Source organism: Streptococcus sp. C150 (assembly GCF_000187445.1).
Classification (GTDB): Bacteria; Bacillota; Bacilli; order Lactobacillales; family Streptococcaceae; genus Streptococcus; species Streptococcus raffinosi.
In genome coordinates this window covers 850,465-876,858 of sequence record NZ_GL698449.1, presented here as the reverse complement: position 1 = coordinate 876,858, position 26,394 = coordinate 850,465, and the positions used below count along the sequence as shown (strand labels likewise).

The following is a 26,394-nucleotide window of genomic DNA, read 5'->3' as shown; positions in this document are numbered from 1 at the left end:
TTGAAGACCTTCTTACTGAGTGTAGAGGGTCTTCAATAGGTAATGATTCCTAAAGATTTTTGCAAGTAGGCTAGCTAAAATTGTTTCTATGTGGTTCTGAGATGACTAAACACTAAAATTTGCTTTTGTCTCAACAAAAATCTAAAAAGAAGAAGGTAAAATATATGACAAGCCAAACACCATCACTCTCTTTTGAAGTCTTTCCGCCTAATCCAGCTGTAGGTAATGAAAAAATTTTGCTTGCCCTTGAGGATATGAAAGGACTGTCACCCCATTTTATTAGTGTCACAGCTAGTAATAACAAATATAATATCAAAGAGACAACGGTTCCTTTGGCAAACCATATTCAAAATGATCTAGCTATCCCGACAATTGCCCATCTTCCAGCTATTTATTTGACAAAAGAAAAGGTTGCGGACACACTTCGTGAATTAGATGCTGTCGGTGTGCATCGTATTTTGGCCCTTCGTGGTGATATTATCCCAGGGGTTGAACCTCTTAAAGATTTCACATATGCTACTGATTTGATTGAGTTTATCAAGGAAAAGGCTCCTCAATTTGATATTGTCGGTGCTTGTTATCCTGAAGGTCACCCTGATTCACCAAATCAAATCTCCGATATTCAAAATCTTAAGAAAAAAGTTGATTCTGGTTGCTCTAGTCTTGTGACTCAACTCTTCTTTGATAATGAACGCTTCTACGATTTCCAAGATAAATGTACTCTTGCTGGTATTGATGTGCCTATCCATGCTGGTATTATGCCTATTTTGAATCGTAATCAAGCCTTACGCCTACTTAAGACCTGTGAAAATATCCACTTGCCACGTAAATTCCGTGCTATTTTGGATAAGTATGAGCATGATCCTGAATCTCTTAGAGCTGCCGGTTTAGCATATGCTGTTGACCAAATCGTGGATTTGGTTACACAAGACGTTGCAGGAGTTCACCTGTATACGATGAATAATGCAGCGACAGCTAGACATATTTACAATGCGACACATGCTTTATTTAAGAGTCATTCAAATTCTGAGAAGTAATAAAACGATTTTAAAACCACTTATAGATTTATCTATAAGTGGTTTCTTTGTCTCTCAAAAGGTAGTGGCATAAAGATGTTCTGATTTCCCTCAAACTTAAAACAGACATAAAGGAAATCATAAAAAGGTTAGACAGAATCAATGTTCCATCTAACCCCTGTAAGCTTGTATAGTCTGAGAGACTATTCAATATAATCTTGTGTTATTTGATGTCTAAACAGTTAAATCTTATTACCCTACGAAAGCGTTAATTTCTGCTTCAATATTGGCAATCTTTTGTTTAGCATCTGCTTCAGATTCTCCAACTGTTGCAATGTAGAATTTGATTTTTGGTTCTGTACCTGAAGGACGAACGGCAAACCATGAATCATCAGCCAAGAAGTATTTCAATACATTACTTGGAGGAGTTGTCAATTTTTCTACGCCGGCAGCAGTAGTAGCTGTTTGTTCCAAGAAGTCTTCTGTCTTAGCAATATCAGTGTTGTTGAATTGTTTAGGAGCATTGCCACGGAATTTATCCATGATTTTCTTGATTTCAGCAGCACCATCAACACCTGAGAGAGTAACAGAAATAGTTTTTTCTGCGAAGTAGCCGTATTCTTTGTAGATTTCTTCAATACCATCAGCCAATGTCATGCCACGTGAACGGTAGTAGGCTGCGATTTCTGCAACGATAAGAACAGCTTGGATAGCGTCTTTATCACGTACAAATGGTTTGATGAGGTAACCGAAGCTTTCTTCAAAACCAAGCATGTAAGTGTAATTGTGTTGTGTTTCAAATTCATGAATCTTTTCACCGATAAATTTGAAACCAGTCAAGACGTTAAACATAGTAGCGCCGTAGCTTTCCGCAATCTTAGTTACCAACTCAGTTGATACGATTGATTTACAAAGAGCTGCATTAGTTGGAAGGGTACCAGCTGTTTTGTGAGCTTCGAGGATATATTTGGCGATGATAGCACCAATTTGGTTACCTGAAAGGTTGAGGTAAGAACCATCTGGTTGGCGAATTTCAACACCAAGACGGTCTGCATCAGGGTCAGTTGCAACCAATACGTCGGCATCTACTTTACGACCGAGTTCTTCAGCAAGAGCAAAGGCTTCTTGGTTTTCTGGGTTTGGTGATTTGACAGTAGAGAAGTCAGCATCTGGAACAGCTTGAGCTTCAACGACTTGAACAGCATCAAATCCAGCTTGAGCAAGTGCACGACGTGCCAACATTTCACCTGTACCATGAAGTGGTGTGTAGACAATCTTCATGTCACGACCGTATTCATTAATCAAGTCTTGGTTGATGTTGACATCTTTAACTTCTTTCAAGTATTCAGCATCAACATTTTCACCGATGACTTCAATTAGTCCACTAGCCTTGCTTTCTTCTAAATCAGCCAATTTCACTGTGAAAGGATTTTCGATAGCACGGATGAAGTCTGTCAATGCATCTGCATCTGCTGGTGGCATTTGTCCACCATCTTCTCCGTAAACCTTGTAACCATTAAATGGTGCAGGGTTGTGGCTAGCTGTTACCATGATACCAGCAAATGTGTGAAGATGACGTACTGCAAATGACAACTCAGGTGTTGGACGAAGGCTTTCAAATACATAAGATTTGATACCGTGCGCTGCCAAAACTTGTGCAGATTCAAATGCAAATTCTGGAGAGAAGTGACGGCTATCATAGGCAATAGCAACCCCACGTTTTTTAGCTTCCTCACCTTTTGAGTCGATTAATTGCGCCAAACCTTCAGTCGCTTGACGGACCACATAAATGTTGATACGGTTTGTACCAGCACCAATCAAACCACGCATACCAGCTGTACCGAATTCAAGGTTGGTATAGAAGGCATCTTCTTTGGTTTTTTCATCCATTGAGACCAACTCGTCACGAAGGTAAGTTGGTAATTCAGCAAAATCGAGCCATTTTTTGTAATTTTCAGTGTAAGACATAGCATTCTCCTTTATATTCTTAACCACTTACATTATAACAAATTTTTTCAGAAAATTCTAGCGATAATTGTAAATCTTTTTAAAAAGAAAATGGTATCTGAAATGTAAATGAAAATAAAAGAGCCAAGACATATCAGTCTCGACCTAACTAATTATTTTAATCTTTCAAGCGTCGGAACGGCTGCAGTTGCGACAAGAACTGTAGCAATGACTTCAATAAGAGAGTTTGTTGTCAAAATCAAAGCAAGAAAATGTTGAAAGCTGCCACCATAGATGTTGCCGAAGAAGATGTAAATTCCTAATAGAACAAAAATGGTATTGGTCATAGATCCGACAATAGCAGCTGTTACCAAACCAGTACGATTGTGTAACCATCGATAGACGAAGTAAGGAGTCACTCCAATTAAAATACGTGGAACCAGTGCAATAATGAGAGAATAGAGGTTTCCATGTGAGACAAAGGGACTAAAGAGGAAACTTGCTGGTGTCAAGACCAATGTATTCATGGTCACACTAAAGAGTCCCATTAGGAGTCCCAAAATGGCTCCAATCCTAGGTCCATAAATGACGGAAGCGATAACAACAGGAATATGAACCAAGGTCGGTTGAATCCCAGATGGAACAAATTCGAGAATGAAAGACGTCACAAAATGAATGGTGAGCATCACTGCAAAAAAGATGGCAATTCGTGCAATAGCGGTTGATTTTTTCATAAAAATTTTCCTTACGAGTTTGTAGAATAGTATCTGATTTTCAGCACTATCCATAGATTAAATAATTTACTTTTTCAATCGTAGAAGCATAGGAGTGATACTTACTGTCAAAAGTCCAGCAATAACCATTTCGGCAATCGAGTTGGTTGTAAAAATGGTTGCCATTAACGTTTTGCCACCCTGTGAGTAGAAATTAGGAATTAAAAAGTAGATACCTAAGAGTACGAAAAAGGTATTTGTAAAGGCTCCAATGGCTCCAGAAAGTGTCAAGCCTAAGCGGTTTTGAAGTATCTTATAAACAAAATACGGTAAGATACCGATTAATACACGAGGGACAATAGCAATAACAGCAGATGCCCAAGTTCCACCTTCAACAAAGGGACTAAAAAGGTAGCTGCTCACTGTGTAGATCACTGTGTTACGGACGATACTCATAAGTCCCATGAAACCACCCAAATAGGCTCCAATTTTGGGGCCATAGACGATACTAGCAATAATCACTGGAATATGTGTTAGGGTTGGTTTGATGGGGAGTACAAAAGCAGCGAAAATAGTTTGACTGAGCACTTCAATGACCACCATTGTAGCTATCAAGAGTGCCAACTGCGCTGTTTGGTTTGCCTTACTTTTCTTATTCATCTTCATCTCCTATTGTTTGTAGAAAGTTAATTTATTAGCTTAGAGTCAATTGCTTCAAGAATGACATCAATATCAGCCAAAGCACCACGTCCCGTATCTCCACAGGCAAGTACACCAGACTTAGGAAGAATTTCTTGGTAGCCAAGGTCATGCAAAGTATCTAAATTTTTCCTAGTCAATGGATTGTCATACATTTTCGTGTTCATTGCTGGTGCAATTAGTTTTGGGGTGGTGCTGGGTAGTGCTAAAGCAGTAGCTGTGAGCATGTTATCAGCCATCCCGTTAGCTAACTTAGCAATAGTATTGGCTGAAGCTGGAGCGACAATAAAGAGGTCAGCTTCCTTACCTAGGTCAATATGATTGATACGGTCAGCTAATTTTTCTTCCATGACATCAGTGTGAACGGGGTTCTTCGAGAGAACTTGAAGTGTCAGAGGGGTGATAAAGGCTTGAGCAGCTTCAGTCATAATGACGTGAACATCATAACCTTTTTTCTTTAACCTGCTTGTTAAATCAGCTGCTTTATAGGCGGAAATGGATCCTGACACAGCTAGAATGATACGTTTAGTCATGACATATCCTTTCATATAAGGCTTGAGCAATCTCAGATTTTGTTGCCACTTTCTCTTGACTTTGTTCATCAACCAGATAAGCGATATGTTGATTAGCTGAAATGTCACTTAAATCATTTGCTACAATCAGGTCAGCCTGATTGCGTTTAAGACTGGTACGAGCAACCTCAAAAAGTTCCTCCTTGCTGACATTTACGAGAAGTTTGAAGCCAACTAATAGAATATTGGGATTCCATTGTTTGATAAGACTAATAATCTTTGGTGTCTTCTTGAGAAAAAGAACCTGATAATCTGAAGCGGATGAAATTTTGCTTTCAGAGTTAGACTTGTTTAGGAACTCTGTAAGGTCCTCACTATTTTCCAACTCATTAAAATTAGTCATATAAACAGGGGTGTAGTCTGAGACTGCCATGCTATGGATGAGAACGTCATGTTCTTTAACGAGAGGTTCCATGGTTTCAAGAAGACTCTCTACGTTGGTAATTTCAGTAATATTTAGATTTTCTTTTGGTTCTGGTTTAACCGCAGCTTTGGTTGTTACTAAGGTTACTTGGTGACCTTTAGCTATAAATAATTCAGCGATTTTTTTACCAAGGTGTCCTGTTGAATGGTTTGTGATTCCTCGTACGGAATCAATTTTTTCAGTGGTACCACCCGATGTAATCAATATTTTCATAGTAGTATTGTACTAAAAATCGGTGTTTTAGTAAATAAAAGTAAGTATTCTTGGATGTTTACCATATAAAATAAAGTTATAACAATCCATAATTTTTTAAAAACCGAACAATAAAAACTATTCACTTAAAAATAATGCGTTTTTTCTATCTATTTGTTATAATAGAAACTAAGAAAAATATAGAGGAGTGTCTCATGAAATCAGATATCGAAATTGCTCAAAGTGTAGAATTAAAACCAATCACAGAAGTAGTTGAAAAAGTTGGAATCGGCTTTGACGATTTGGAACTCTACGGAAAATACAAGGCAAAATTGTCTTTTGATAAAATCAATGCAGTCAAAGATAATAAACCAGGAAAATTGATTTTGGTTACAGCTATTAACCCAACACCAGCAGGTGAGGGTAAATCAACCATGTCAATCGGTCTTGCAGATGCTCTTAATAAAATCGGTAAGAAAACCATGATTGCCCTTCGTGAACCATCTCTTGGTCCAGTTATGGGTATCAAAGGTGGTGCTGCTGGTGGTGGTTACGCTCAAGTGCTTCCTATGGAAGATATTAACCTCCACTTCACAGGTGATATGCATGCTATCACTACAGCCAATAACGCCTTATCAGCACTTCTTGACAATCATATTCACCAAGGAAATGCACTTGGCATTGACCAACGCCGTATTATTTGGAAACGTGTCGTTGACCTTAATGACCGTGCTCTTCGTCATGTAACAGTTGGTCTTGGTGGACCGCTTAATGGTATTCCACGTGAAGATGGTTTTGATATTACTGTTGCTTCTGAAATCATGGCGATTCTTTGCTTGGCAACGGATATCAATGACCTAAAAGAGCGTTTGTCAAATATTGTTGTTGCCTATCGTTATGACCGTACGCCTGTTTATGTACGTGACCTTGAAATTGAAGGGGCATTGACTCTTATTCTTAAAGATGCCATCAAACCTAACTTAGTTCAAACGATTTATGGTACACCTGCCTTTGTTCACGGTGGTCCATTTGCCAATATTGCTCATGGATGTAACTCAGTTCTTGCAACATCTACAGCGCTTCGCTTGGCTGACTATACAATTACTGAAGCTGGTTTTGGTGCGGATCTTGGTGCTGAAAAATTCCTTGATATTAAAACGCCAAACCTTCCAACGACACCTGATGCCGTTGTTATCGTTGCTACCCTTCGTGCTCTTAAGATGCACGGCGGTGTCGCTAAAACTGACCTTTCTGAAGAAAACGTTCAAGCCGTTCGTGATGGTTTTGCTAACTTGAAACGCCACGTTGAAAATGTTCGTAAATTCGGAATTCCAGCTGTTGTTGCTATTAATGAATTCGTTGCTGACACAGAAGCTGAGATTGCAGCCCTCAAAGAACTTTGTGCAGAAATCAATGTTCCTGTTGAATTGGCTAGTATTTGGGCTAATGGAGCTGATGGTGGTATTGACCTTGCTAATGCAGTAGTAGATGCTGTTGAAAATGGCAATGCTGATTACAAACGTCTCTATTCGGATGATGACAGCTTGGAAGAAAAGATTACTAAGATTGTTACTGAAATCTATGGTGGTAAATCAGTTGTATTTGAGAAAAAAGCTAAAACCCAGCTCAAACAATTTGCAGAATTTGGTTGGGACAAATTGCCAGTATGTATGGCTAAAACACAATACAGCTTCTCTGATAATCAATTCTTACTCGGGGCTCCAGAAGGCTTCGATATCACGATTCGTGAGTTCATTCCTAAGACTGGTGCCGGCTTTATCGTAGCTCTTACAGGTAATGTCATGACCATGCCTGGTTTGCCAAAAGCCCCAGCAGCCCTCAAGATGGATGTTGCTGAAGACGGAACAGCAATTGGTTTGTTCTAATAACAAATATTTCTTGGAAACAGTGCCAGTTGGTGCTGTTTTTTTGCTCTATTTATGAAAAACTTAAGGAAGATAAGATAAACTGAGTCTTAACGAAAGAAAATAAAGCACTAGAAGATTAAGTGTATTTTCGATATAATGGGAAGACTTAGAGAGATATATGACTAGGTTTTGCACCTAGTAAGGGAGATAACTATGATTAAAATATTATTAGTTGAAGATGATTTGAGTTTGTCAAACTCAGTTTTTGATTTTTTAGATGATTTTGCTGATGTTATGCAAGTTTTTGATGGTGATGAAGGTCTCTATGAGGCTGAGAGTGGGGTTTATGACTTAATCCTTCTAGATCTTATGTTACCTGAAAAAGATGGTTTTACGGTCTTGAAGGAGCTACGTGAAAAAGGAGTCACAACACCTGTTCTCATTATGACCGCTAAGGAAAGTCTTGATGATAAGGGGCACGGTTTTGAGCTTGGCGCTGATGATTACCTTACCAAACCTTTCTATTTGGAAGAGCTAAAAATGCGTATTCAAGCACTTTTGAAACGCTCTGGTAAATTTGACCAAAACACCCTCTCTTTTGGGGATGTCCGTGTTAATCTTTCTACGAATTCAACTTTCGTGGAAGACAAAGAAGTAGAACTTCTAGGTAAAGAGTTTGATTTGCTGGTTTACTTCCTACAAAATCAAAATGTCATCCTACCTAAGTCACAAATTTTTGACCGTCTCTGGGGATTTGATAGTGATACTACCGTCTCTGTTGTTGAGGTTTATGTTTCAAAAATTCGTAAGAAATTGAAGGGAACTGACTTTGCGGCTAACCTTCAAACTTTGAGAAGCGTGGGGTATATTTTGAAGAATGCTGACTAAGTTTTTCAATTATCTCTTAAGGAGAATCAAGTCAGACGGTTTTAAGACTTTCATCCATTTCTTTGCGACTTTTTCTGGTATTTTCCTCATCATGACTGTCATGATATTGCAAATTTTGAGTTATGGTGTTTACTCTAATGTTGATTCTAGTTTGAAAATTGCAGCAAACAAATCAAATTCTTATTTAGAAATGGAGATGTTGAAACGAGAACTCTTTGTGACTTCTGAGGTAGATCAAAACAATACGACAACTATTTATCAGACATATGATACCAAAGGGTCTTTAGGGCAGCCTAAAACCAGTGCTAATAATCAAGATTCTAAAAAGAAAAAATCTAAGATGGAAGATGCTCCTCATGATTTATCAGTGGCTGCTAATACAAATGTTCTCGTTCTTGATAAAGATGGCAAGGTCTTAAATACTGTTGATAAATTTTCTAGCTTGACCAATCTCTCAATTGATAGAAGTAATCTTGACATTATTAGTCAAGGTAGTGCTCAGAATTACTTCAATCAAACTGAAAAGTATCGTTTGATTACTGAAAAGGTAGATAGTAGTCTATACCCTGATGCTAAGTATGTTGTTATCGCTATTAACACGACTCAGTTAGAGGAGGCGACTGAACGTTACGTTAAGCTAATCGTCATTATGATGAGTTTCTTCTGGCTGTTGTCTGTAGCAGCAAGTATGTATCTGGCCAAATGGTCAAGACGTCCTATCCAAGAAAGTTTGAAAAAGCAGAAGGCCTTTGTTGAAAATGCTAGTCACGAGTTAAGGACGCCTCTTGCAGTCATTCAAAACCGTCTTGAAGTTCTTTTCCGTAAGCCAGAGAGTACAATTTTAGACAATTTGGGGAATATTGCATCAAGTCTAGATGAAGTCCGTAATATGCGTCTTTTGACAACAAATCTTTTGAATTTGGCCCGTCGTGATGATGGGATTAAGCCAGAGATTGAAACGATAGATTCAGCTTTCTTCGATACTGTTTTTGCTAATTATGCGATGATTGCTGAAGAAAGTGAGAAGGGCTTTACTGCTCGAAATCAAGTTATTCGTCCTATTCAGACTGATAAAACCTTGTTGAAACAGTTGATGACGATTTTATTTGACAATGCTGTTAAATATACGGAAGATGATGGACAGGTGACCTTTACCGTTCGCACAAATGATCGACATCTTTATATCTCTGTTGCGGATAATGGTCCTGGTATCTCAGATGCTGATAAGAAAAAAATCTTTGATCGATTTTACCGGGTGGACAAGGCCAGAACCAGACAAAAAGGTGGCTTTGGACTAGGCTTATCCTTAGCACAGCAAATTGTAGTTGCACTTAAGGGAACGATTACTGTAAAGGATAATCAACCTAAAGGGACTATTTTTGAAGTTAAAATTACTGGAGTATAACTGCATGAAGAAAACCCCTGCTAGCTTTTAGGCTAGCAGGGGTTGTTGTCTTTAATGATTTTTAGACACTAAAAAAACTCCTTATGGAGCTTTAGATTAGTTAGCCAATTTAGCTGCAAGACGTGATTTATCGCGGCTTGCTTTGTTTTTATGAATCAAACCTTTTGAAGCGGCTTTATCGATGCTTGCTGATGCAGCGCGGAAAGCTTCTTCAGTTGGGTTAGCGTTGAATGCTTTAATAGCAGTACGCAAAGCTGATTTTTGAGCTGAGTTTTTTTCGTTTTGTTTAACGTTAAGTTCAGCGCGTTTGATAGCTGATTTAATATTTGCCAATGTTTTCACCTCCAAATTTATCTAACTATGTCATTATACGTTATTTTAGGTCCCTTGGCAAGCTTTTTCTATTTTTTTAAATGAATGAGGTCAATTTTGTGATTGTCACCTTTATGAAGAATGAGTTCAGCACGGTTACGTGTAGGTTCGATATAATTTTCCAAATTAACCAAGTTTATATCTCGCCAGGTCTTTTGTGCTAGAGCTAAAGCGTCTTCTTTTCTGATTTTGGTGAAACGATGGTAATAGTTTTTTTCATCATTCTTTGCGAGATCCAAAAGGGTTTGGAAGCGCTCAAGGTACCAAGTTTCAATATTATCGACACCAGCATCAATATAAAGGGAAAAGTCAAAGTAGTCTGTCATATAGAGACGTTGGTTGAGAGGGTTTTGGAAAACATTGATTCCTTCAACGATTAAAAAATTTGGTTGCTTAATCTCTTGTGTTAGCCCTGGTACAATATCGTAGATTTCATGAGAATAGACAGGAATTTTGACATCCCCACCATTTTTTATAATGTCTAAAAAATTGAGCAGTAATGGCATATCATAAGATTCGGGGAAACCTTTACGATCAAGGATTCCCTTGTCAATTAAAACTTGGTTAGGATAGAGAAAGCCATCAGTTGTGACGAGTTCGACCTTAGATTGCGGAAAAGTCCTTTGCAACAAGAGTTGGAGCAAACGACTGGTGGTTGATTTGCCGACAGCAACCGAACCCGAAACACCAATAATAAATGGACGGTTAGTCTGCGTTTTTTGCAAAAAAATACTTTTCGAGAAGGTTAAATCGTTGGCAGTTTTTTGGTAAATGCGAATGAGATTGATAAGGGGGAGATAAATATCACTGACTTCCTGAACATCGATCTTATCGTTTAGGCTTCGAATGGAATCAAGTTCTTCAGCAGTCAAGGGAGCGTTAGCCTCTTGGTGGAGACGTTGCCATTCTTTGCGAGAAATCGTCTCAAAATTGATAAATTCATTTAGCATAAGTCTCATTATAGCAGAAAAAGCAAGAAAATGTAAGCCCTATCATATAACTAGCGTTAGCCTTCTATTTCTGATAAAATAGAAAAAACTACAATTAGAAGGACACATTATGTCAAAAATGTACTATGCTGAGACGCCAGATGCGGCTCACGATATTCATGATTTAAAGGTAAATTTGCTAGGAGAAAGTTTCCAGTTTTATACGGATGCTGGGGTTTTTTCAAAAAAGATGATTGATTTCGGAAGTCAAGTGCTCTTAAATTCACTAGATTTAGAGGATGGAAAAACACTTCTGGATGTGGGATGTGGTTATGGACCACTTGGGATTAGTCTAGCCAAAGTTCAAGGTGTCAAAGTCACTATGATTGACATCAATAGTAGGGCGATTGATTTGGCTAAACAAAACGCCGAACGAAACAAGGTTGACGTTGATATTTTCCAATCGAATATCTATGAAAATGTTACTGGAAATTTTGACTATATTATTTCTAATCCACCTATCCGTGCTGGGAAGAAGGTGGTTCATCAAGTTATTGAGGAAGCATATGATCATCTCAATCAAGGTGGTACTTTGACTATTGTCATTCAGAAAAAACAAGGAGCTCCTTCAGCAAAGGCTAAGATGGGAGATGTTTTTGGTAATGCTGAAGTTGTTAAAAAAGATAAGGGATATTATATCCTGAGAAGTGAGAAAATATGAGAACAGTTGATTTAATCGAGAAGAAAAGAGATGGTGGAGAATTAAGCACTGAGGAGATTACCTATCTCATCAATGGCTACGTCTCTGGTGCTATTCCAGACTATCAAATAGCCGCCTTAGCGATGGCTATTTACTATCAGGGGATGTCTATTCGTGAAATCCATGATTTAACCACGGAAATGGTGGTTTCTGGTGAGCAGTATGATTTGTCAGAGATTCCAGGAATTAAGGTTGATAAGCATTCGACCGGTGGTGTTGGTGACAAGGTCACTATTATTCTCATGCCACTTGTAGCGAGTTTTGGTGTACCGGTTGCTAAGATGAGTGGTCGTGGTCTGGGTCATACGGGAGGTACCATTGATAAGTTAGAGTCTATCAAGGGTTATCAGGTTGAGCGTACCAAGAAAGAATTTATTGAGCAGGTTAAAGCAATTGGTATTTCACTGATTGGTCAGTCAGAACACCTCGTTAAGGCTGATAAGTTGCTTTATGCTCTTCGTGATGTGACTGCTACGGTTGATTCCATTCCTCTTATCGCAAGTTCTGTCATGTCTAAAAAAATTGCAGCAGGTGCGGATAAGATTTTACTGGATGTTACCGTTGGTCAAGGTGCTTTCATGAAAAATATGTCCGATGCCGAAAAGTTGTCTGAGACCATGGTGGCATTAGGTCGTGAAGTCAATCGTGAAACAATTGCTGTTATTACTGATATGAGTCAGCCTCTAGGCAAGGCCATAGGTAACCGTTTGGAAATAACCGAAGCCCTTGAAATTATGCAAGGTAAGGGGCGTGAAGATATTACTGATTTTATCTGTGAATTGGCTGAGATATTATTGACATTAGCCCAAGTTGACGTTAGCCAAGAAGATATTCGTCACCATTTAGTCGGAGGACAAGCCCTTGCTAAGTTTGAAGAGCTTATCCAAGCTCAAGGGGGAGATTTGCAAGATCTTTATCGCCAAAGTAGTGCCCCAGTTGTGACTGAGATTTTTGCAGATGAAGCTGGCTATATTGAAGAACTACCAGCGATGGCTTTCGGGAAATTTGCTATGCAATTAGGTGCCGGTCGTGCTACAAAAACGGATAGTCTTAATTACGAAACTGGAATTGTTTTTGAAAAGAAAGTCGGTGATTCTGTGGCTCAAGGAGACCTTGTTGCTAAGGTTTATAGTCAAGAAAATTTAAATAAAAAATTGCTGACTGAATTCAAAAAAAATGTTATTATTGGTAAAGTGTGTAAAAAACCGACAGAAATATTAAAAATCATTTCCTAGGTCTTCATCTAAACTTAATTAAGGAGCTTATTTATGCCTGTTAATAGCTATATTGACCATACTTTATTAAAAGCAGATGCTAATGAAGAACAGATTCATGCCTTAATTGATGAGGCTAAGGAATATCAATTTGCAAGTGTTTGCGTCAATCCAACATGGGTGAAGACTGCTGCCAACTTTCTTAAAGATAGTTCAGTTAAGGTTTGTACGGTAATAGGATTTCCGCTTGGAGCATCAACATCTACCGTCAAGGCCTTTGAGGCTAAAGATGCTATTGCTAACGGGGCTGATGAGATTGATATGGTTATCAATATCGGTGCTCTTAAGTCTAGAAATTTTAAATTAGTTGAAGATGACATTAAAGCTGTGGTAGAGTCTAGCGGTTCAAAGCTTGTTAAGGTTATTATTGAAACTTGTCTTTTAACAGATGACGAAAAGGTTAAGGCATGTCAATTAGCTAAGAGTGCTGGTGCTGACTTTGTTAAGACCTCTACAGGGTTTTCTACTGGTGGTGCTACTATTGAAGACATTGCGCTTATGCGTAAGACTGTTGGTCCTGACATGGGTGTTAAGGCATCAGGTGGGGCTCGTACACTTGAAGCAGCACAAGCCTTTATCAAAGCTGGTGCTACCCGTATTGGAACGTCATCAGGTGTTGCTATTATGAAAGGGCAAGAAAGTCATGAATGCTACTAAAAAAGCTCAGGTGATAGAAGCAGCTCTTTTAGCAGCAGAAAACGCCTATGTTCCCTACTCTCAGTTTAGAGTTGGAGCAGCATTGCTAACCAAAGAGGGAAAAGTTTTTCAAGGGTGTAATATTGAAAATGCATCATTTGGTTTAACCAATTGTGCAGAAAGAACAGCTATTTTTAAGGCCGTTTCTGAAGGACATCGGGATTTTACGTGTCTTGCGATATATGGAGATACAAAAGATCCTATCTCACCCTGCGGAGCTTGTCGTCAAGTAATGGTGGAATTTTTTAAATCAGATTCTAAAGTGATTCTTATCGCTGAAGATAAATCGACAGTCGAGATGACAGTCGGAGAGTTGTTACCATACTCTTTTACAGACTTACAATAGTCTGAATTATTTTATTCTTTATTAAGCAAGTTATCTTGCGAGTTATAGGAGGAGTGTTCAAGATGAAATTGAACAAGAAAATTATCGGACTTGGCCTTGTTGCTGTTGCGGCACTTGGTCTTGCAGCTTGTGCTCGTGGTGGACGAGGTGGCTCAGCAGCTGATTCGAAAGTTAAAGCTGCAATTGTTACAGATACTGGTGGTGTTGATGATAAATCATTTAACCAATCAGCATGGGAAGGTCTTCAAGCTTGGGGTAAAGCTAACAAACTTGAAAAAGATTCTGGCTACAATTACTTCCAATCTGGTTCAGAGTCTGACTTTGCAACAAACTTGTCTTCAGCACAAAGTCAAGGCTACAATCTCATCTTTGGTGTTGGTTTTGCTCTTCATGATGCAGTAGCAGACGCAGCTAAAGAACACGAAGATGTGAACTATGTAATTATTGACGATGTTATTAAAGACCAAAAGAACGTTGAAAGCGTTTTGTTTGCTGATAACGAAGGTGCTTACCTTGCAGGTATCGCAGCAGCTATGCAATCAAAAACAAATAAAATTGGTTTCATCGGTGGTCAAACATCAGACACAATTACACGTTTTGAAGCTGGTTTCACAGCTGGTGCTAAGTCAGTAAAACCTGACATTGATGTACAAGTTCAATATGCTGAATCATTCTCTGATGCAGCTAAAGGGACAACAATCGCTTCAACAATGTACGCTTCAGGCGTTGACGTAATTTACCAAGCTGCTGGTGGTACTGGTACTGGTGTCTTCACAGCTGCTAAAGAAGTTAACGAAAAACTTGATGCTGACAGTGATAAAAAAGTATGGGTAGTCGGTGTTGACCGTGACCAAACAGCAGAAGGTAATTATACATCTTCAGACAAGAAAAAATCTAACTTTGTTTTGACTTCAACAATCAAACAAGTTGGTACAGTTGTTAAAGATATCGCTAACGGACAACTCAAAGGCGATAAATTTGAAGGTGGTAAAACTAAGACTTACGGTATCAAAGACGGTGGCGTTGACATTGTAACATCTAATCTCCCTTCAGATATCAAAGATGCAGTCGTAAAAGCTAAAGATCAAATCAAGAATGGTGAATTGAAACCAACAGATGGTCTTAGCAAATAATAGTTAAGCATAAGTTTTTATAGAGCTTAAACTGGGACAATTTTTGTCTCAGCAAAGGGAAGCAGTTAATGATCCCCTTTGCTGAAATAAAGATTATTCTTGAAAGGAGATTGTATGACGAAGCCAAATGTCATTGAGATGCACGATATTACCAAAAAATTTGGTGAATTCGTGGCAAATGATCATATCAATCTTGATGTGAGACAAGGAGAAATCCATGCCCTCCTCGGTGAAAATGGTGCAGGTAAGTCAACTTTAATGAATATGCTTTCAGGTCTTTTGCAACCTACGAGCGGAACCATTAAGGTTAAAGGTCAAGAGGTGACGATTGATTCACCGTCTAAAGCAACGAAACTAGGGATTGGAATGGTTCACCAACACTTTATGTTGGTTGAAGCTTTTACAGTTGCTGAGAATATCATCCTGGGTAGTGAGGTAACCAAAGCTGGTGGAGTCCTTGATATGAAGAAGGCTATCAAGGAAATTACTGAACTCTCTGAAAGATACGGTCTTGCAGTTGACCCAACAGCTAAGGTAGCAGATATCTCTGTTGGTGCTCAACAACGTGTTGAAATTCTCAAAACCTTGTACCGTGGAGCTGATATTTTGATTTTCGATGAGCCTACAGCCGTTTTGACACCTTCTGAAATTACGGAACTTCTAAACATCATGAAAACCTTGGTTAAGGAAGGTAAGTCTATTATCCTTATCACCCATAAGTTGGATGAGATTCGTGCTGTTTCTGATCGTGTTACGGTTATTAGACGTGGTAAATCAATTGATACGGTAACGATTGAGGGGGCAACAAATGCTGATTTGGCTGAAATGATGGTTGGTCATCAGGTTTCCTTCAAGACAGAGAAAATTCCTTCAAATCCAAAAGAAGTTGTTCTTTCTATTAAAGATTTGGTGGTTAACGAGAACCGTGGAATTCCTGCTGTTAAAAATCTGTCATTAGATGTTCGTGCTGGTGAGATAATTGGTATTGCCGGTATCGATGGCAATGGTCAGACAGAACTTGTCCAAGCGATTACAGGGCTTCGTAAAGTTAAGTCAGGTGATATTACTATCAAGGGTGAATCGATTATTCATAAGACAACTCGTCAGATTACAGAGATGAGTGTTGGTCATATTCCTGAAGATCGTCATCGTGATGGTATGGTCCTTGAAATGACAGTTGCTGAAAATATCGCTCTTCAAACCTACTACAAAGAACCAAATTCTAAGAATGGTATCTTGAACTATAATATCATCAATGCAAAAGCGCGTGAATTGATGAAAGAATTTGATGTTCGAGGTGCAGGAGAATTAATTGCTGGTGGTGAATTGTCTGGTGGTAACCAACAAAAAGCTGTTATCGCTCGTGAGATTGACCGTGACCCAGAACTTCTTATTGTTAGTCAACCAACTCGTGGTCTTGACGTTGGTGCCATTGAGTACATCCGTAAACGTATTATTGCTGAACGTGATAAAGGGAAGGCTGTTATTGTTGTCAGCTTTGAATTGGATGAAATTCTTGATATGTCAGACAGAATTGCCGTTATCTATGATGGTGCAATTCAGGGAATTCTAGATCCTGCTGAAACGAATAAGCAAGATCTTGGTATTCTTATGGCTGGTGGACAATTGAATAAGGAGGAAGCAAATGTCTAAAAAAGTACAAAATTGGGCAGTTCCTTTAATTGCTGTCCTCTTGGGAATGCTGATCGGAGCCGTTTTGATGTTAATTTTCGGTTACGATCCATTCTGGGCTTACTATGATCTCTTCTCAACGGCCTTTGGTTCATTGAAAAATATTGGTGAAATTCTTCGTGCCATGAGTCCGTTGATTCTGATTGCACTTGGATTCTCTGTTGCCTCTAAGGCAGGTTTCTTTAACGTTGGTTTGCCAGGACAGGCCTTGGCAGGATGGGTTTCTGCCGTATGGTTTGCTTTATCATTTCCTGATTTGCCAAAGGTGGTTTCAGTTATCTGTACAGTCATCATTGGCCTGGTTGCAGGCGGTATCGCTGGGGCTATTCCAGGTATTCTCCGTGCTTACTTGGGAACAAGTGAGGTCATTGTAACCATTATGATGAACTACATCATTTTGTATGTGGCAAACAATATTATTCGCTTTGGATTTACAGCTGATATGTTGCGTTCCTCAGAAGCTTCTAACAAGGTTGTAGCCTCAGCTAGTTATCAAACAGAGTATTTATCTCAAATAACTGGTGGTTCGCGTTTCAATATTGGTTTCTTCCTTGCTCTTGCGGCTGCCTTCTTAGTTTGGTTCTTGCTTAAGAAAACAACAACTGGTTTTGAAATTACATCTGTAGGTCTTAATCCTCATGCGTCAGAGTATGCAGGGATGTCATCTAAACGTGTTATTATCATGTCAATGATTATCTCAGGTGCTCTTTGTGGTCTTGGAGGAACAGTAGAAGGTCTTGGTACATTCCAAAATGTCTTTGTTCAAAACTCTTCATTGGCTATCGGTTGGAACGGTATGGCGGTTGCGCTCTTAGCGTCTAACTCACCTATCGGTATCCCATTTGCCGCACTTCTTTATGGTGTCTTGTCTATTGGTAAGAGTGGTATGATTGGTGTGCCACCTGAAATTATCGATGTTGTATCAGCCTTGATAATCTTCTTTGTTGGTGCTAACTACATCATTAGATATTGGGTTCGCCCTCGTCATAAATCAGTGAAAGCTAAAGGAGGACAAAACTAATATGGACTTTATTACTATTTTAGCCTTGATTGTTGCCTCTATGTTGAAATATTCAGCACCATTGATTTTTACAAGTATCGGTGGAACTTTCTCTGAACGAGGCGGTATCGTAAATGTCGGCCTTGAAGGAATTATGGTAATTGGTGCTTTTGCAGGTGTTCTCTTTAACTTAACTTTTGCAGAAAGTTTTGGAGATGTGACACCTTGGATTGCTGCGATTGTAGCAGGTCTGGTTGGTGTTCTCTATTCATTGGTCCATGCTGTTGCGACAATTAACTTCCGTGCTGACCACGTTGTCTCTGGTACAGTGTTGAACCTTATCGCACCATCTTTGGCCGTCTTCTTGACACGTGTTATCTATGGTGCTGGTCAAACGCCTGCTATCAGTTATAACTTTAAGACTGTATCATTCCCAATCTTGAATCATATCCCTTTCTTGGGTAAAGTTTTCTTCACGAATGTTTCTTTGGTAGCATATGTTGCTATCTTGGTTTCGGTAGCATCATGGTGGCTTATCTTTAAGACTCGCTTTGGTTTGCGTCTTCGTTCAGTCGGAGAACACCCACAGGCAGCAGATACACTTGGGATTAACGTCTACCGTATGCGTTACTATGGCGTTATGATTTCAGGTTTCCTTGGTGGTGTTGGTGGTGCGGTTTATGCACAATCAATCTCAAACAACTTTGCCATTACAACGATTGCAGGTCCTGGTTTCATCGCCTTAGCTGCCATGATTTTCGGTCGTTGGAGCCCAATTGGTGCAATGCTCTCAAGTTTGTTCTTTGGATTGTCACAATCATTGGCAATCATTGGAAAACAGTTGCCTGTTATTTCACATGTACCAAACGTCTATTTGCAAATTGCACCATATATCTTGACAATTATTGTTTTGGCTGCATTCTTCGGTAAAGCCGTTGCACCTAAAGCAGATGGTGTTAACTATATTAAATCTAAATAAGCTCGCTAAAGAGTTTCAAATGAGAAGGCCTAAGGGTCTTCTTTTTCTGTACTCAAAAAGCCCAACATTGCCAAAGTGAGAACGGCAGTGATGAGCTTATCTTTTTATGAAAAATGTGGGTTAAAGACTTTTTCGTGACCGATAGTGGTGTCCCATCCATGACCTGGGAAAACTCGATAGTGATTAGGAAGAGTGAAGAGTTGCTTTTGAATGCTAGAGAGTAACTGGTCGTGGTTACCTGTTGGAAGGTCCCATCGCCCAACTGTTTCTTTAAAGAGGGCATCACCAGAAAAAACAGTCTCTTCCTTGTCAAAGATAAAGGAAACACCGCCAATAGAATGTCCAGGAGTTGGAACAACTTTAAAATAGAAGTCGCTAATGTTATAGTCCTTGGTGAAATCAAAGTAGTAGTCAGCAGGATTGACAATCACATCCTCCATATCATCATGACGTGGAAGACCAGATAAATTATCAACAGGATTCATCAACCAGTCTTTTTCAGCCTCAGCGACATAAACAGGAGGATGCTTATGCGCTTGACGGATAGCTTCAACACTCATAATGTGATCGTAATGCGTGTGGGTCAAAAGGATAGCTGAGATGGGTTTGGAAATAACTTCAAGCTCTGTCAAGATTTTAGAAGTATCACTTCCTGGATCAATGACTAAACAAGCTGTATCGTTTTCTAAAATATAGGTATTCTCCTGAGCAACAGGGTTTAAAATTCGTTTTATTTTCATAGGACTAGTGTAACACGATTTTTAGGCTTTTTCCATTGTTGGAATAAAGACTTTGTCTTTTTTTGGTGTTTTGGATATGCTATAATAAGGTCACTATGAGTGAAAAAAACACCAATAAATATGCCATTGTTGATTTGGAAGCAACATTTGCCTCGTCAATGGCTAGTATTATACAGGTGGGAATTGTCATCATGCAAAATGGTCAGGTGATTGACGAATTTGCAAGTGATGTGAACCCGCACCAAAAACTCGATGATCATATTATTCATTTGACGGGTATTACAGATCAGCAGTTAGCTCAGGCACCAGATTTCTCAGAAATCGCTCGTAAGATTTTTGACTTAATTGAAGATTGTATTTTTGTTGCCCATAATGTCAAATTTGATGCCAACCTACTCTCAGAAGCTCTTTTCATGGAGGGCTATGAATTAAGGACACCCCGTGTTGATACAGTTGAGTTGGCTCAGGTTTTTTATCCGACATTGGAACACTATAAACTCTCTCATTTATCTAAGGTCTTAAATCTTGACTTAGCTCAAGCCCATACTGCTATTGAGGATGCAAGGGCTACAGGTCAACTTCTTTTTCATTTAATGGATAAAATAGCTAGTTTACCTAGACAAACCATTGATTTACTCTTGACCTTTTCTGATAATTTGCTTTTTGAGTCTGAGTTAGTCATTCGTGATGCCATAAGAGGACAAAAGCATGAACTTGCGAAAGAGTATATCATGCTTGAGGAGTCTGGTATTGTCCTTCGAAAGCCATTGACTTATAAGAATGAACGCAAATTATCTCAAGATTTTGAAACCAATATTGCACTCCTAGGTTTGGAAACAAGACATAAGCAAGAAAAATTTGCTGAGGCGGTCAGAAAAGAACTGGATAATACTGACATTTCCATGATTCAAGCTCAGACAGGAATTGGGAAAACATATGGCTATCTTCTTCCCATTTTGGCACAAGCAAATGTAGATAAAGTCGTTGTAGCTGTTCCAACCAAGCTTCTTCAAAATCAAATTATGAGTCAAGAAGCTAAAAGTTTAGCTGAAATCTTCAATATTAATTTTCACAGCCTTAAGGGACCGCAGAATTATATTAAGTTGGATTCCTTTTATCAAACCTTACTACGTCAGGATAGTAATCGTTTGGTCAATCGCTATAAGATGCAACTTTTGGTTTGGTTGACAGAGACGGAGACTGGTGATCTTGACGAGATAAGACAGAAGCAGCGCTACATGGCTTATTTTGATGAGATTAAACATGATGGTAAGTTAAAGGCAGATAGTCTTTTTAAGGATTACGATTTTTGGCAACAGTCCTATCAAAAGGCCAAAGAGGCTAAAGTTGTTGTCACTAATCATGCCTATCTCTTAACCCGTATGGAGGATGACCATGATTTTGTCAGAGGGAAAACGCTTGTCATTGATGAGGGGCAAAAGATGGTTCTGGCTTTAGAACAATTTTCTCGTTACCAAGTGAATTTAACAAGTCTTTTGCAACAGATCCATCGTATTCTTGATCATGGTAACCCATCCTTACTGCAACAGCGTTTACTTGAAAATTTGCAGTTTGAAATTAGTCATTTGATTCAGGAACACCAACAATTCCCACAAAAACAGTATAATCGTCAGCAATTAGATTGTTTGCTTCAGACCATAACTGAACTTGAAGGGGAAAGCGGTTTGGTGGAAATGTTATCTCCATTTCAAACACCCCTTTACAGCCATTTTTGGCTTGAAACTGACTACTATCAGGAACATCGGGTGTCTTATCTAAAGGCTTCACGTCAGGAACTTTTGAAACTGTCTGCCTATCTTCCGAGTGCTCAGAAGGTGTTGATTGTCTCAGCAACCATTGATATTGGTCCTGAAGTTGATGTGGCAGATTTATTAGGGCTAAATCAGGTGCATAAGGTTAGTCTTCCAATGGACAACCTTCTCAGTCAGGCAATTTGGATTGATCAAAGCATGCCTATGATTGGTGTTGTATCTGAAGAAGACTATGATAAAGCTGTCGCAAAACGTCTTCAGAAGTTGACTAAAACGGAATATCCTATATTAGTCTTATTCACATCTCGAAAAAGCATGTTAGCTGTCTCAGATTTGCTGGATTTACAGGAAGTACATCACCTCACTCAAGAAAAGAACGGTACGGCTTTTAACGTCAAAAAACGTTTTGATAGAGGTGAGACTAATATGCTTCTTGGAATGGGTTCTTTCTGGGAAGGTGTTGATTTTGCTCAACAAGATAGGGTTATTGAGGTCATCGCACGTCTTCCATTTGACAATCCTAAAGATCCATTCTATCAAAAATTGGAGTCGTGGTTTTCTAAACAAGGGAAGCATACTTTTAATAGCTACAGTCTTCCTATGACAATTTTGCGTTTTAAACAGGCTATTGGGCGTTCGCAAAGACGTCCGGATCAGCGTTCAGCTATACTTCTTTTAGACAACCGCCCCCTAGTCAAGAGCTATGGGAAGCTATTTTTGAAAGAAGTTTCTCAAGAGATTTCGCTTGAACGAACTAAATTTAAGACATTCAATGAAGATATCCAGACATTTCTGCAAAAGGAAAGTTAGCTATATAATATCAATCAAATTTTAAGATGAAAGAGTTTCTCAGACCTAAAAAGATGACGTTAAATATCCATTACTAGCGACATAGCTATGTAAAGATTTATCATTTTCTGATATAATAATTTCAGAAACTTTTTTAGGAGAAATTATGCGTAAACAACGATCAGCTTTGACGAAAAAGCAACAGATTATTTTGGGAATAATTACAATCGTTGCGACCTTAATTGCCTCTATGACAGCTTTACTGATTGTAGCGACAAAGCCCTATATTGATGCTGAAAAGCAAGTGATTGCCATAGCTGAGAGTAAGGCGGATATTAGGACTGTTTCTGAATTTGATATCTACCATGGTCTAGAGACCTATTATGGTCTTCTTGGTAAAACGAGTAAAGGTGAAAAGCTTGCCCTCATTGTCAGTAAAGATTCAGGTGTGGTTGATATTTACAAGCAGTCTGATGGTATTAGTAAGTCAGTAGCAGAGAAAGCTGCCAAGGCGTATGGTGCTAAGAAGATTTCTTATGTGCATTTAGGAAAGTATAAGAAAACTCCTATTTGGGAAGTGAAGTCAGGAACCAAGTATTTTCTGGTCGATTTTATCTCGGGTCAGGTTATTAAAGTGGAAGGACTATAAAAATGACAAAATTATCAAATCGTGTATTAGAAATGGGTGAAAGTGTTACTTTAGCAGCCAGTGCGCGTGCTAAAGCCCTAAAAGCTCAAGGACGTGATATCTTGAGTTTGACACTTGGAGAGCCAGATTTCGTTACTCCAAAGAATATTCAGAAAGCTGCTATTGCCTCTATCGAAAGTGGTAAAGCAAGTTTTTATACCGTAGCCTCTGGTCTTCCAGAACTCAAAGAAGCTATCGGTAGCTATATGGACAAATTCTATGGTTATTCTGTAAAACCAAATGAAGTTGTAGTCGGAACTGGTGCTAAGTTTATTTTGTACGCTTTCTTTGCTACTGTTATCAATCCTGGTGACGAAGTAATCATTCCAACGCCTTGTTGGGTTTCTTATGTAGATCAAGTGAAAATGGTTGAAGGTGTTCCGGTCACTTTCCAAACGACTGAAGCAAATCACTTTAAAGCTACAGTAGAACAGCTTGAGGCAGCTCGCACTGAAAAAACGAAAGTGGTCTTGCTTAATTCACCATCAAATCCAACCGGAATGATTTATAGCAAGGAGGAATTGCAAGCAATTGGCGATTGGGCAGTTGAGCATGATATTTTGATTTTAGCTGATGATATCTATGGTCGCTTGGTATACAATGGCAATAGTTTCACACCAATTTCAAGTCTTTCTGATGCCATTCGTAAGCAAACTATTGTCATCAATGGTGTTTCAAAGACTTATGCCATGACAGGTTGGCGTGTTGGTTTTGCTGTTGGTGATCCAGAGATTATTGCAGGTATGGCTAAGGTCATCAGTCAAACAACCTCTAATCTTACAGCCGTTTCTCAATATGCTGCTATTGAGGCTTTGACAGGAGATCAAACTTCTATCGAAGAAATGCGTCAAGCTTTTGAAGAACGTTTGAATACCATCTACCCACTCTTAGCTGAAGTGCCTGGATTTGAAGTTATCAAACCTCAAGGTGCCTTCTACCTCTTCCCTAATGTTAAAAAGGCTATGGAAATCAAAGGCTATACAGATGTCAATGATTTTACCAATGCCATCCTTGAAGAGGCTGAAGTCGCATTGGTAACTGGAGCAGGATTTGGTGCTCCTGAAAATATTCGTCTCAGCTATGCTACAGACCTAGATACTTTGAAAGAGGCTGTTAGCCGAATCAAAGCATTTATGGAAAAATAAATTTTAATATAGTTCAACAGAAAAGAGAAGTAATTTACATGTCTAAACAATTAGTTTCAATTATTGATGTGCCTAAACACGTTGGTGAAGAAATCACTATTGGTGCCTGGGTAGCTAACAAATCTGGAAAAGGGAAATTGGCCTTTCTTCAGTTGCGTGATGGGACTGCTTTCTTCCAAGCTGTCGTTTTCAAACCTAACTTTATCGAAAAATACGGTGAAGAAGAAGGTACTGAAAAATTTAATGTTGTCAAACACCTTAGTCAAGAAACATCTGTCTATGTGACAGGTGTGGTCAAAGAAGATGAACGCTCTAAATTTGGTTATGAGCTTGATGTAACAGCAGTGAAAGTTATTGGTAAATCTGAAGATTACCCAATCACACCCAAAGAACATGGTACAGACTTCTTGATGGATAATCGTCACCTTTGGTTGCGTTCACGTAAGCAAATGGCTATCCAACAAATTCGTAATGCCATTATCTATGCAACTTATGATTTCTTTGATAAAAATGGCTTCATCAAATTTGATAGTCCAATCTTGTCTGGTAACGCTGCCGAAGATTCAACAGAATTGTTTGAGACAGACTACTTTGGAACACCTGCTTTCTTGAGCCAATCTGGTCAGCTTTATCTTGAAGCTGGTGCTATGGCTCTTGGTCGTGTCTTTGACTTTGGTCCTGTTTTCCGTGCTGAAAAATCAAAAACACGTCGTCATTTGACTGAGTTTTGGATGATGGATGCTGAGTATTCATTCTTATCACATGATGAGTCGCTTGATTTGCAAGAAGCATATGTCAAAGCTCTTATTCAAGGCGTTATTGACCGTGCACCACAAGCTCTTGAAATTCTTGAACGTGATGTCGATCTTCTTAAGAAATACATTGCTGAGCCTTTCAAGCGTGTGTCTTATGATGAAGCAATCGACCTTCTTCAAGCCCATGAAAATGACGAAGATACAGACTACGAGCATCTTGAACATGGGGATGACTTTGGTTCACCACATGAAACTTGGATTTCTAACTATTTTGGTGTTCCAACATTCGTTGTTAACTATCCAGCAAGTTTCAAGGCATTCTACATGAAACCAGTTCCTGGTAATCCTGAGCGTGTTCTTTGTGCCGATCTTTTGGCACCTGAAGGTTACGGAGAAATCATCGGTGGTTCAATGCGTGAGGATGACTACGATGCGCTTGTTGCTAAGATGGATGAACTCGGTATGGATCGCACAGAATACGAATTCTACCTTGACCTTCGTAAATACGGTTCAGTACCTCACGGTGGTTTTGGTATTGGTATTGAACGTATGGTTACCTTTGTAGCTGGTACGAAACACATTCGTGAAGCTATTCCATTCCCACGTATGTTGCACCGTATCAAACCATAAGTCAATTTTCTAGGAGTGCAGGTGTATGAAAAGATGGTTACTTGGCTTGTCAGCCTTACTTTGTTTGGTTTTAATGGTTGCTTGTAGCAAATCTGCTCCCTCTTTACAAGGTGAGTGGAAAGCTCAGGACGCTCTTAAAAAAGATTATAAGATCATTTTTAAGAAAGATAAAGTAACGATTGGTAAGCAGGACTATGATTATACTTTGAATGGTCCTAAAGCTAAAGATGGTTTTACTTATTATTCTCTTAAGTTGAAAGACCAAGGAAATGAAACCAGTTATACTGTATTTTTCCCCACAAAATCAAAAGAGACAGCCCTCTTTTTGCAACCCAATAATGATAAAGAGCCCCTGAAAGGCCAAATGCTCTTTGCGCTCAATAAAAAAGAAAAACCGGATTACTATGACTATGTCAAAAAGTATCTGAAATAATAAGAGAAGGATTAGTCTTGAGCTAATTCTTTTCTTTTTGAAAATACCTGTTTCAATTTTCAGAATATTTTGCTATAATAACAGCATATTAGACAAAGGAGAAAAATTATCATGGCAAAAACTATTCATACTGATAAAGCACCCGCAGCAATCGGTCCTTATGTTCAAGGTAAAATCGTAGGAAATCTTTTGTTTGCTTCTGGTCAAGTACCATTGTCACCAGAAACAGGTGAAATCATTGGTGAAACCATTCAAGAACAAACTGAACAAGTGCTAAAAAATGTTGGTGCCATTTTGGCGGAAGCTGGAACAGATTTTGATCATGTTGTCAAAACAACATGCTTCCTAAGTGACATTAACGATTTCGTTCCATTTAACGAAGTTTATGCAACTGCATTTAAAGCTGACTTTCCTGCTCGTTCAGCAGTTGAAGTGGCACGCTTGCCAAAAGACGTTAAAATTGAAATCGAAGTTATTGCTGAGATTGATTAATGAAGAGAGCCTTGGCTCTTTTCTTTTTGGCTCAACTGTGATAAA

The 26,394-nt window shown here is 38.9% G+C and carries 26 protein-coding genes; 18 read left to right on the top strand and 8 right to left on the bottom strand.

Annotated features, from left to right (window positions below; translation table 11 throughout):
- The first annotated feature begins 164 nt into the window (after positions 1-164).
- Complete coding sequence (gene metF, locus HMPREF0848_RS04110) at positions 165-1,037, top strand: methylenetetrahydrofolate reductase [NAD(P)H] (RefSeq protein ID WP_021145206.1); 873 nt, start codon at positions 165-167, stop codon at positions 1,035-1,037.
- 231 nt (positions 1,038-1,268) lie between these two features.
- On the opposite strand, the gene HMPREF0848_RS04105 is transcribed toward metF, so the two are convergent.
- The 5 genes from HMPREF0848_RS04105 to HMPREF0848_RS04085 all read right to left on the bottom strand — a co-directional run bounded on the left by HMPREF0848_RS04105 (position 1,269) and on the right by HMPREF0848_RS04085 (position 5,584).
- On the bottom strand, positions 1,269-2,984 hold the full coding sequence (locus HMPREF0848_RS04105; RefSeq protein WP_008534829.1) for a phospho-sugar mutase: 1,716 nt from the start codon (positions 2,982-2,984) through the stop codon (positions 1,269-1,271).
- A 152-nt stretch (positions 2,985-3,136) separates the two neighbouring features.
- The gene (locus HMPREF0848_RS04100) at positions 3,137-3,697 is read right to left on the bottom strand and encodes an ECF transporter S component (RefSeq protein ID WP_008534827.1); all 561 of its coding nucleotides are present in this window, start codon (positions 3,695-3,697) and stop codon (positions 3,137-3,139) included.
- A gap of 66 nt (positions 3,698-3,763) precedes the next feature.
- Positions 3,764-4,336, bottom strand: a complete 573-nt coding sequence (locus HMPREF0848_RS04095) for an ECF transporter S component (RefSeq protein WP_008534825.1) — start codon at positions 4,334-4,336, stop codon at positions 3,764-3,766.
- Positions 4,337-4,362: 26 nt separating this feature from the next.
- Positions 4,363-4,908 (bottom strand): phosphopantothenoylcysteine decarboxylase, encoded by a 546-nt coding sequence (gene coaC / locus HMPREF0848_RS04090; RefSeq protein ID WP_037608914.1) that lies wholly within the window; start codon positions 4,906-4,908, stop codon positions 4,363-4,365.
- Positions 4,901-5,584: a phosphopantothenate--cysteine ligase gene (locus HMPREF0848_RS04085; protein ID WP_008534821.1), complete on the bottom strand. Its 684-nt coding sequence runs from the start codon at positions 5,582-5,584 to the stop codon at positions 4,901-4,903. The genes coaC and HMPREF0848_RS04085 overlap by 8 nt, the downstream gene beginning before the upstream one ends.
- Before the next feature lie 194 nt (positions 5,585-5,778).
- Here HMPREF0848_RS04085 and HMPREF0848_RS04080 point away from each other — a divergent pair, with 194 nt between their 5' ends.
- The 3 genes from HMPREF0848_RS04080 to HMPREF0848_RS04070 all read left to right on the top strand — a co-directional run bounded on the left by HMPREF0848_RS04080 (position 5,779) and on the right by HMPREF0848_RS04070 (position 9,724).
- The gene (locus HMPREF0848_RS04080; RefSeq protein WP_008534819.1) at positions 5,779-7,449 is read left to right on the top strand and encodes a formate--tetrahydrofolate ligase; all 1,671 of its coding nucleotides are present in this window, start codon (positions 5,779-5,781) and stop codon (positions 7,447-7,449) included.
- A gap of 195 nt (positions 7,450-7,644) precedes the next feature.
- Positions 7,645-8,319 (top strand): response regulator transcription factor, encoded by a 675-nt coding sequence (locus tag HMPREF0848_RS04075; protein ID WP_008534817.1) that lies wholly within the window; start codon positions 7,645-7,647, stop codon positions 8,317-8,319.
- Positions 8,309-9,724: a sensor histidine kinase gene (locus HMPREF0848_RS04070; protein WP_037608911.1), complete on the top strand. Its 1,416-nt coding sequence runs from the start codon at positions 8,309-8,311 to the stop codon at positions 9,722-9,724. Before HMPREF0848_RS04075 ends, HMPREF0848_RS04070 begins: the two co-directional genes overlap by 11 nt.
- A 96-nt stretch (positions 9,725-9,820) precedes the next feature.
- Here the strand turns inward: HMPREF0848_RS04070 and rpsT are convergent, their stop codons facing one another.
- The gene (gene rpsT, locus HMPREF0848_RS04065) at positions 9,821-10,057 is read right to left on the bottom strand and encodes a 30S ribosomal protein S20 (RefSeq protein ID WP_003093369.1); all 237 of its coding nucleotides are present in this window, start codon (positions 10,055-10,057) and stop codon (positions 9,821-9,823) included.
- 68 nt (positions 10,058-10,125) lie between these two features.
- A complete protein-coding gene (gene coaA, locus HMPREF0848_RS04060; RefSeq protein ID WP_008534813.1) occupies positions 10,126-11,046 on the bottom strand; it encodes a type I pantothenate kinase in 921 nt (306 codons plus the stop codon).
- Between the two features lie 109 nt (positions 11,047-11,155).
- Here coaA and HMPREF0848_RS04055 point away from each other — a divergent pair, with 109 nt between their 5' ends.
- The 8 genes from HMPREF0848_RS04055 to HMPREF0848_RS04020 all read left to right on the top strand — a co-directional run bounded on the left by HMPREF0848_RS04055 (position 11,156) and on the right by HMPREF0848_RS04020 (position 18,905).
- Positions 11,156-11,746 (top strand): class I SAM-dependent methyltransferase, encoded by a 591-nt coding sequence (locus tag HMPREF0848_RS04055; protein ID WP_008534811.1) that lies wholly within the window; start codon positions 11,156-11,158, stop codon positions 11,744-11,746.
- On the top strand, positions 11,743-13,020 hold the full coding sequence (locus HMPREF0848_RS04050; RefSeq protein ID WP_008534810.1) for a pyrimidine-nucleoside phosphorylase: 1,278 nt from the start codon (positions 11,743-11,745) through the stop codon (positions 13,018-13,020). The genes HMPREF0848_RS04055 and HMPREF0848_RS04050 overlap by 4 nt, the downstream gene beginning before the upstream one ends.
- 33 nt (positions 13,021-13,053) lie before the next feature.
- The gene (gene deoC / locus HMPREF0848_RS04045) at positions 13,054-13,716 is read left to right on the top strand and encodes a deoxyribose-phosphate aldolase (RefSeq protein WP_008534808.1); all 663 of its coding nucleotides are present in this window, start codon (positions 13,054-13,056) and stop codon (positions 13,714-13,716) included.
- Positions 13,703-14,101 carry a cytidine deaminase gene (locus tag HMPREF0848_RS04040; RefSeq protein WP_008534807.1) on the top strand — a complete coding sequence of 133 codons (399 nt, stop codon included), beginning with the start codon at positions 13,703-13,705 and terminating at the stop codon, positions 14,099-14,101. The genes deoC and HMPREF0848_RS04040 overlap by 14 nt, the downstream gene beginning before the upstream one ends.
- Before the next feature lie 68 nt (positions 14,102-14,169).
- A complete protein-coding gene (locus HMPREF0848_RS04035) occupies positions 14,170-15,234 on the top strand; it encodes a BMP family lipoprotein (protein WP_314461582.1) in 1,065 nt (354 codons plus the stop codon).
- A gap of 114 nt (positions 15,235-15,348) precedes the next feature.
- Positions 15,349-16,887, top strand: a complete 1,539-nt coding sequence (locus tag HMPREF0848_RS04030; RefSeq protein ID WP_037608909.1) for an ABC transporter ATP-binding protein — start codon at positions 15,349-15,351, stop codon at positions 16,885-16,887.
- A complete protein-coding gene (locus tag HMPREF0848_RS04025; protein WP_008534804.1) occupies positions 16,880-17,947 on the top strand; it encodes an ABC transporter permease in 1,068 nt (355 codons plus the stop codon). The genes HMPREF0848_RS04030 and HMPREF0848_RS04025 overlap by 8 nt, the downstream gene beginning before the upstream one ends.
- A 1-nt stretch (position 17,948) precedes the next feature.
- Positions 17,949-18,905 (top strand): ABC transporter permease, encoded by a 957-nt coding sequence (locus HMPREF0848_RS04020; protein WP_008534803.1) that lies wholly within the window; start codon positions 17,949-17,951, stop codon positions 18,903-18,905.
- A 104-nt stretch (positions 18,906-19,009) separates the two neighbouring features.
- On the opposite strand, the gene HMPREF0848_RS04015 is transcribed toward HMPREF0848_RS04020, so the two are convergent.
- Positions 19,010-19,645 (bottom strand): MBL fold metallo-hydrolase, encoded by a 636-nt coding sequence (locus HMPREF0848_RS04015; RefSeq protein ID WP_008534802.1) that lies wholly within the window; start codon positions 19,643-19,645, stop codon positions 19,010-19,012.
- 95 nt (positions 19,646-19,740) lie between these two features.
- Here HMPREF0848_RS04015 and HMPREF0848_RS04010 point away from each other — a divergent pair, with 95 nt between their 5' ends.
- The 6 genes from HMPREF0848_RS04010 (at position 19,741) to HMPREF0848_RS03985 (ending at position 26,349) form a co-directional block, all read left to right on the top strand.
- On the top strand, positions 19,741-22,227 hold the full coding sequence (locus HMPREF0848_RS04010) for a bifunctional DnaQ family exonuclease/ATP-dependent helicase (protein ID WP_008534801.1): 2,487 nt from the start codon (positions 19,741-19,743) through the stop codon (positions 22,225-22,227).
- Between the two features lie 145 nt (positions 22,228-22,372).
- Positions 22,373-22,855, top strand: coding sequence for a cell wall elongation regulator TseB-like domain-containing protein (locus HMPREF0848_RS04005; protein WP_008534800.1), 483 nt, complete (start codon positions 22,373-22,375; stop codon positions 22,853-22,855).
- 2 nt (positions 22,856-22,857) lie between these two features.
- Positions 22,858-24,039, top strand: coding sequence for a pyridoxal phosphate-dependent aminotransferase (locus HMPREF0848_RS04000; protein WP_008534799.1), 1,182 nt, complete (start codon positions 22,858-22,860; stop codon positions 24,037-24,039).
- Positions 24,040-24,077: 38 nt separating this feature from the next.
- A complete protein-coding gene (gene asnS / locus HMPREF0848_RS03995) occupies positions 24,078-25,424 on the top strand; it encodes an asparagine--tRNA ligase (RefSeq protein WP_008534798.1) in 1,347 nt (448 codons plus the stop codon).
- Positions 25,425-25,449: 25 nt separating this feature from the next.
- Positions 25,450-25,857: a hypothetical protein gene (locus tag HMPREF0848_RS03990; RefSeq protein WP_008534796.1), complete on the top strand. Its 408-nt coding sequence runs from the start codon at positions 25,450-25,452 to the stop codon at positions 25,855-25,857.
- Positions 25,858-25,968: 111 nt separating this feature from the next.
- The gene (locus HMPREF0848_RS03985) at positions 25,969-26,349 is read left to right on the top strand and encodes a RidA family protein (RefSeq protein ID WP_008534794.1); all 381 of its coding nucleotides are present in this window, start codon (positions 25,969-25,971) and stop codon (positions 26,347-26,349) included.
- Positions 26,350-26,394: the final 45 nt, after the last annotated feature.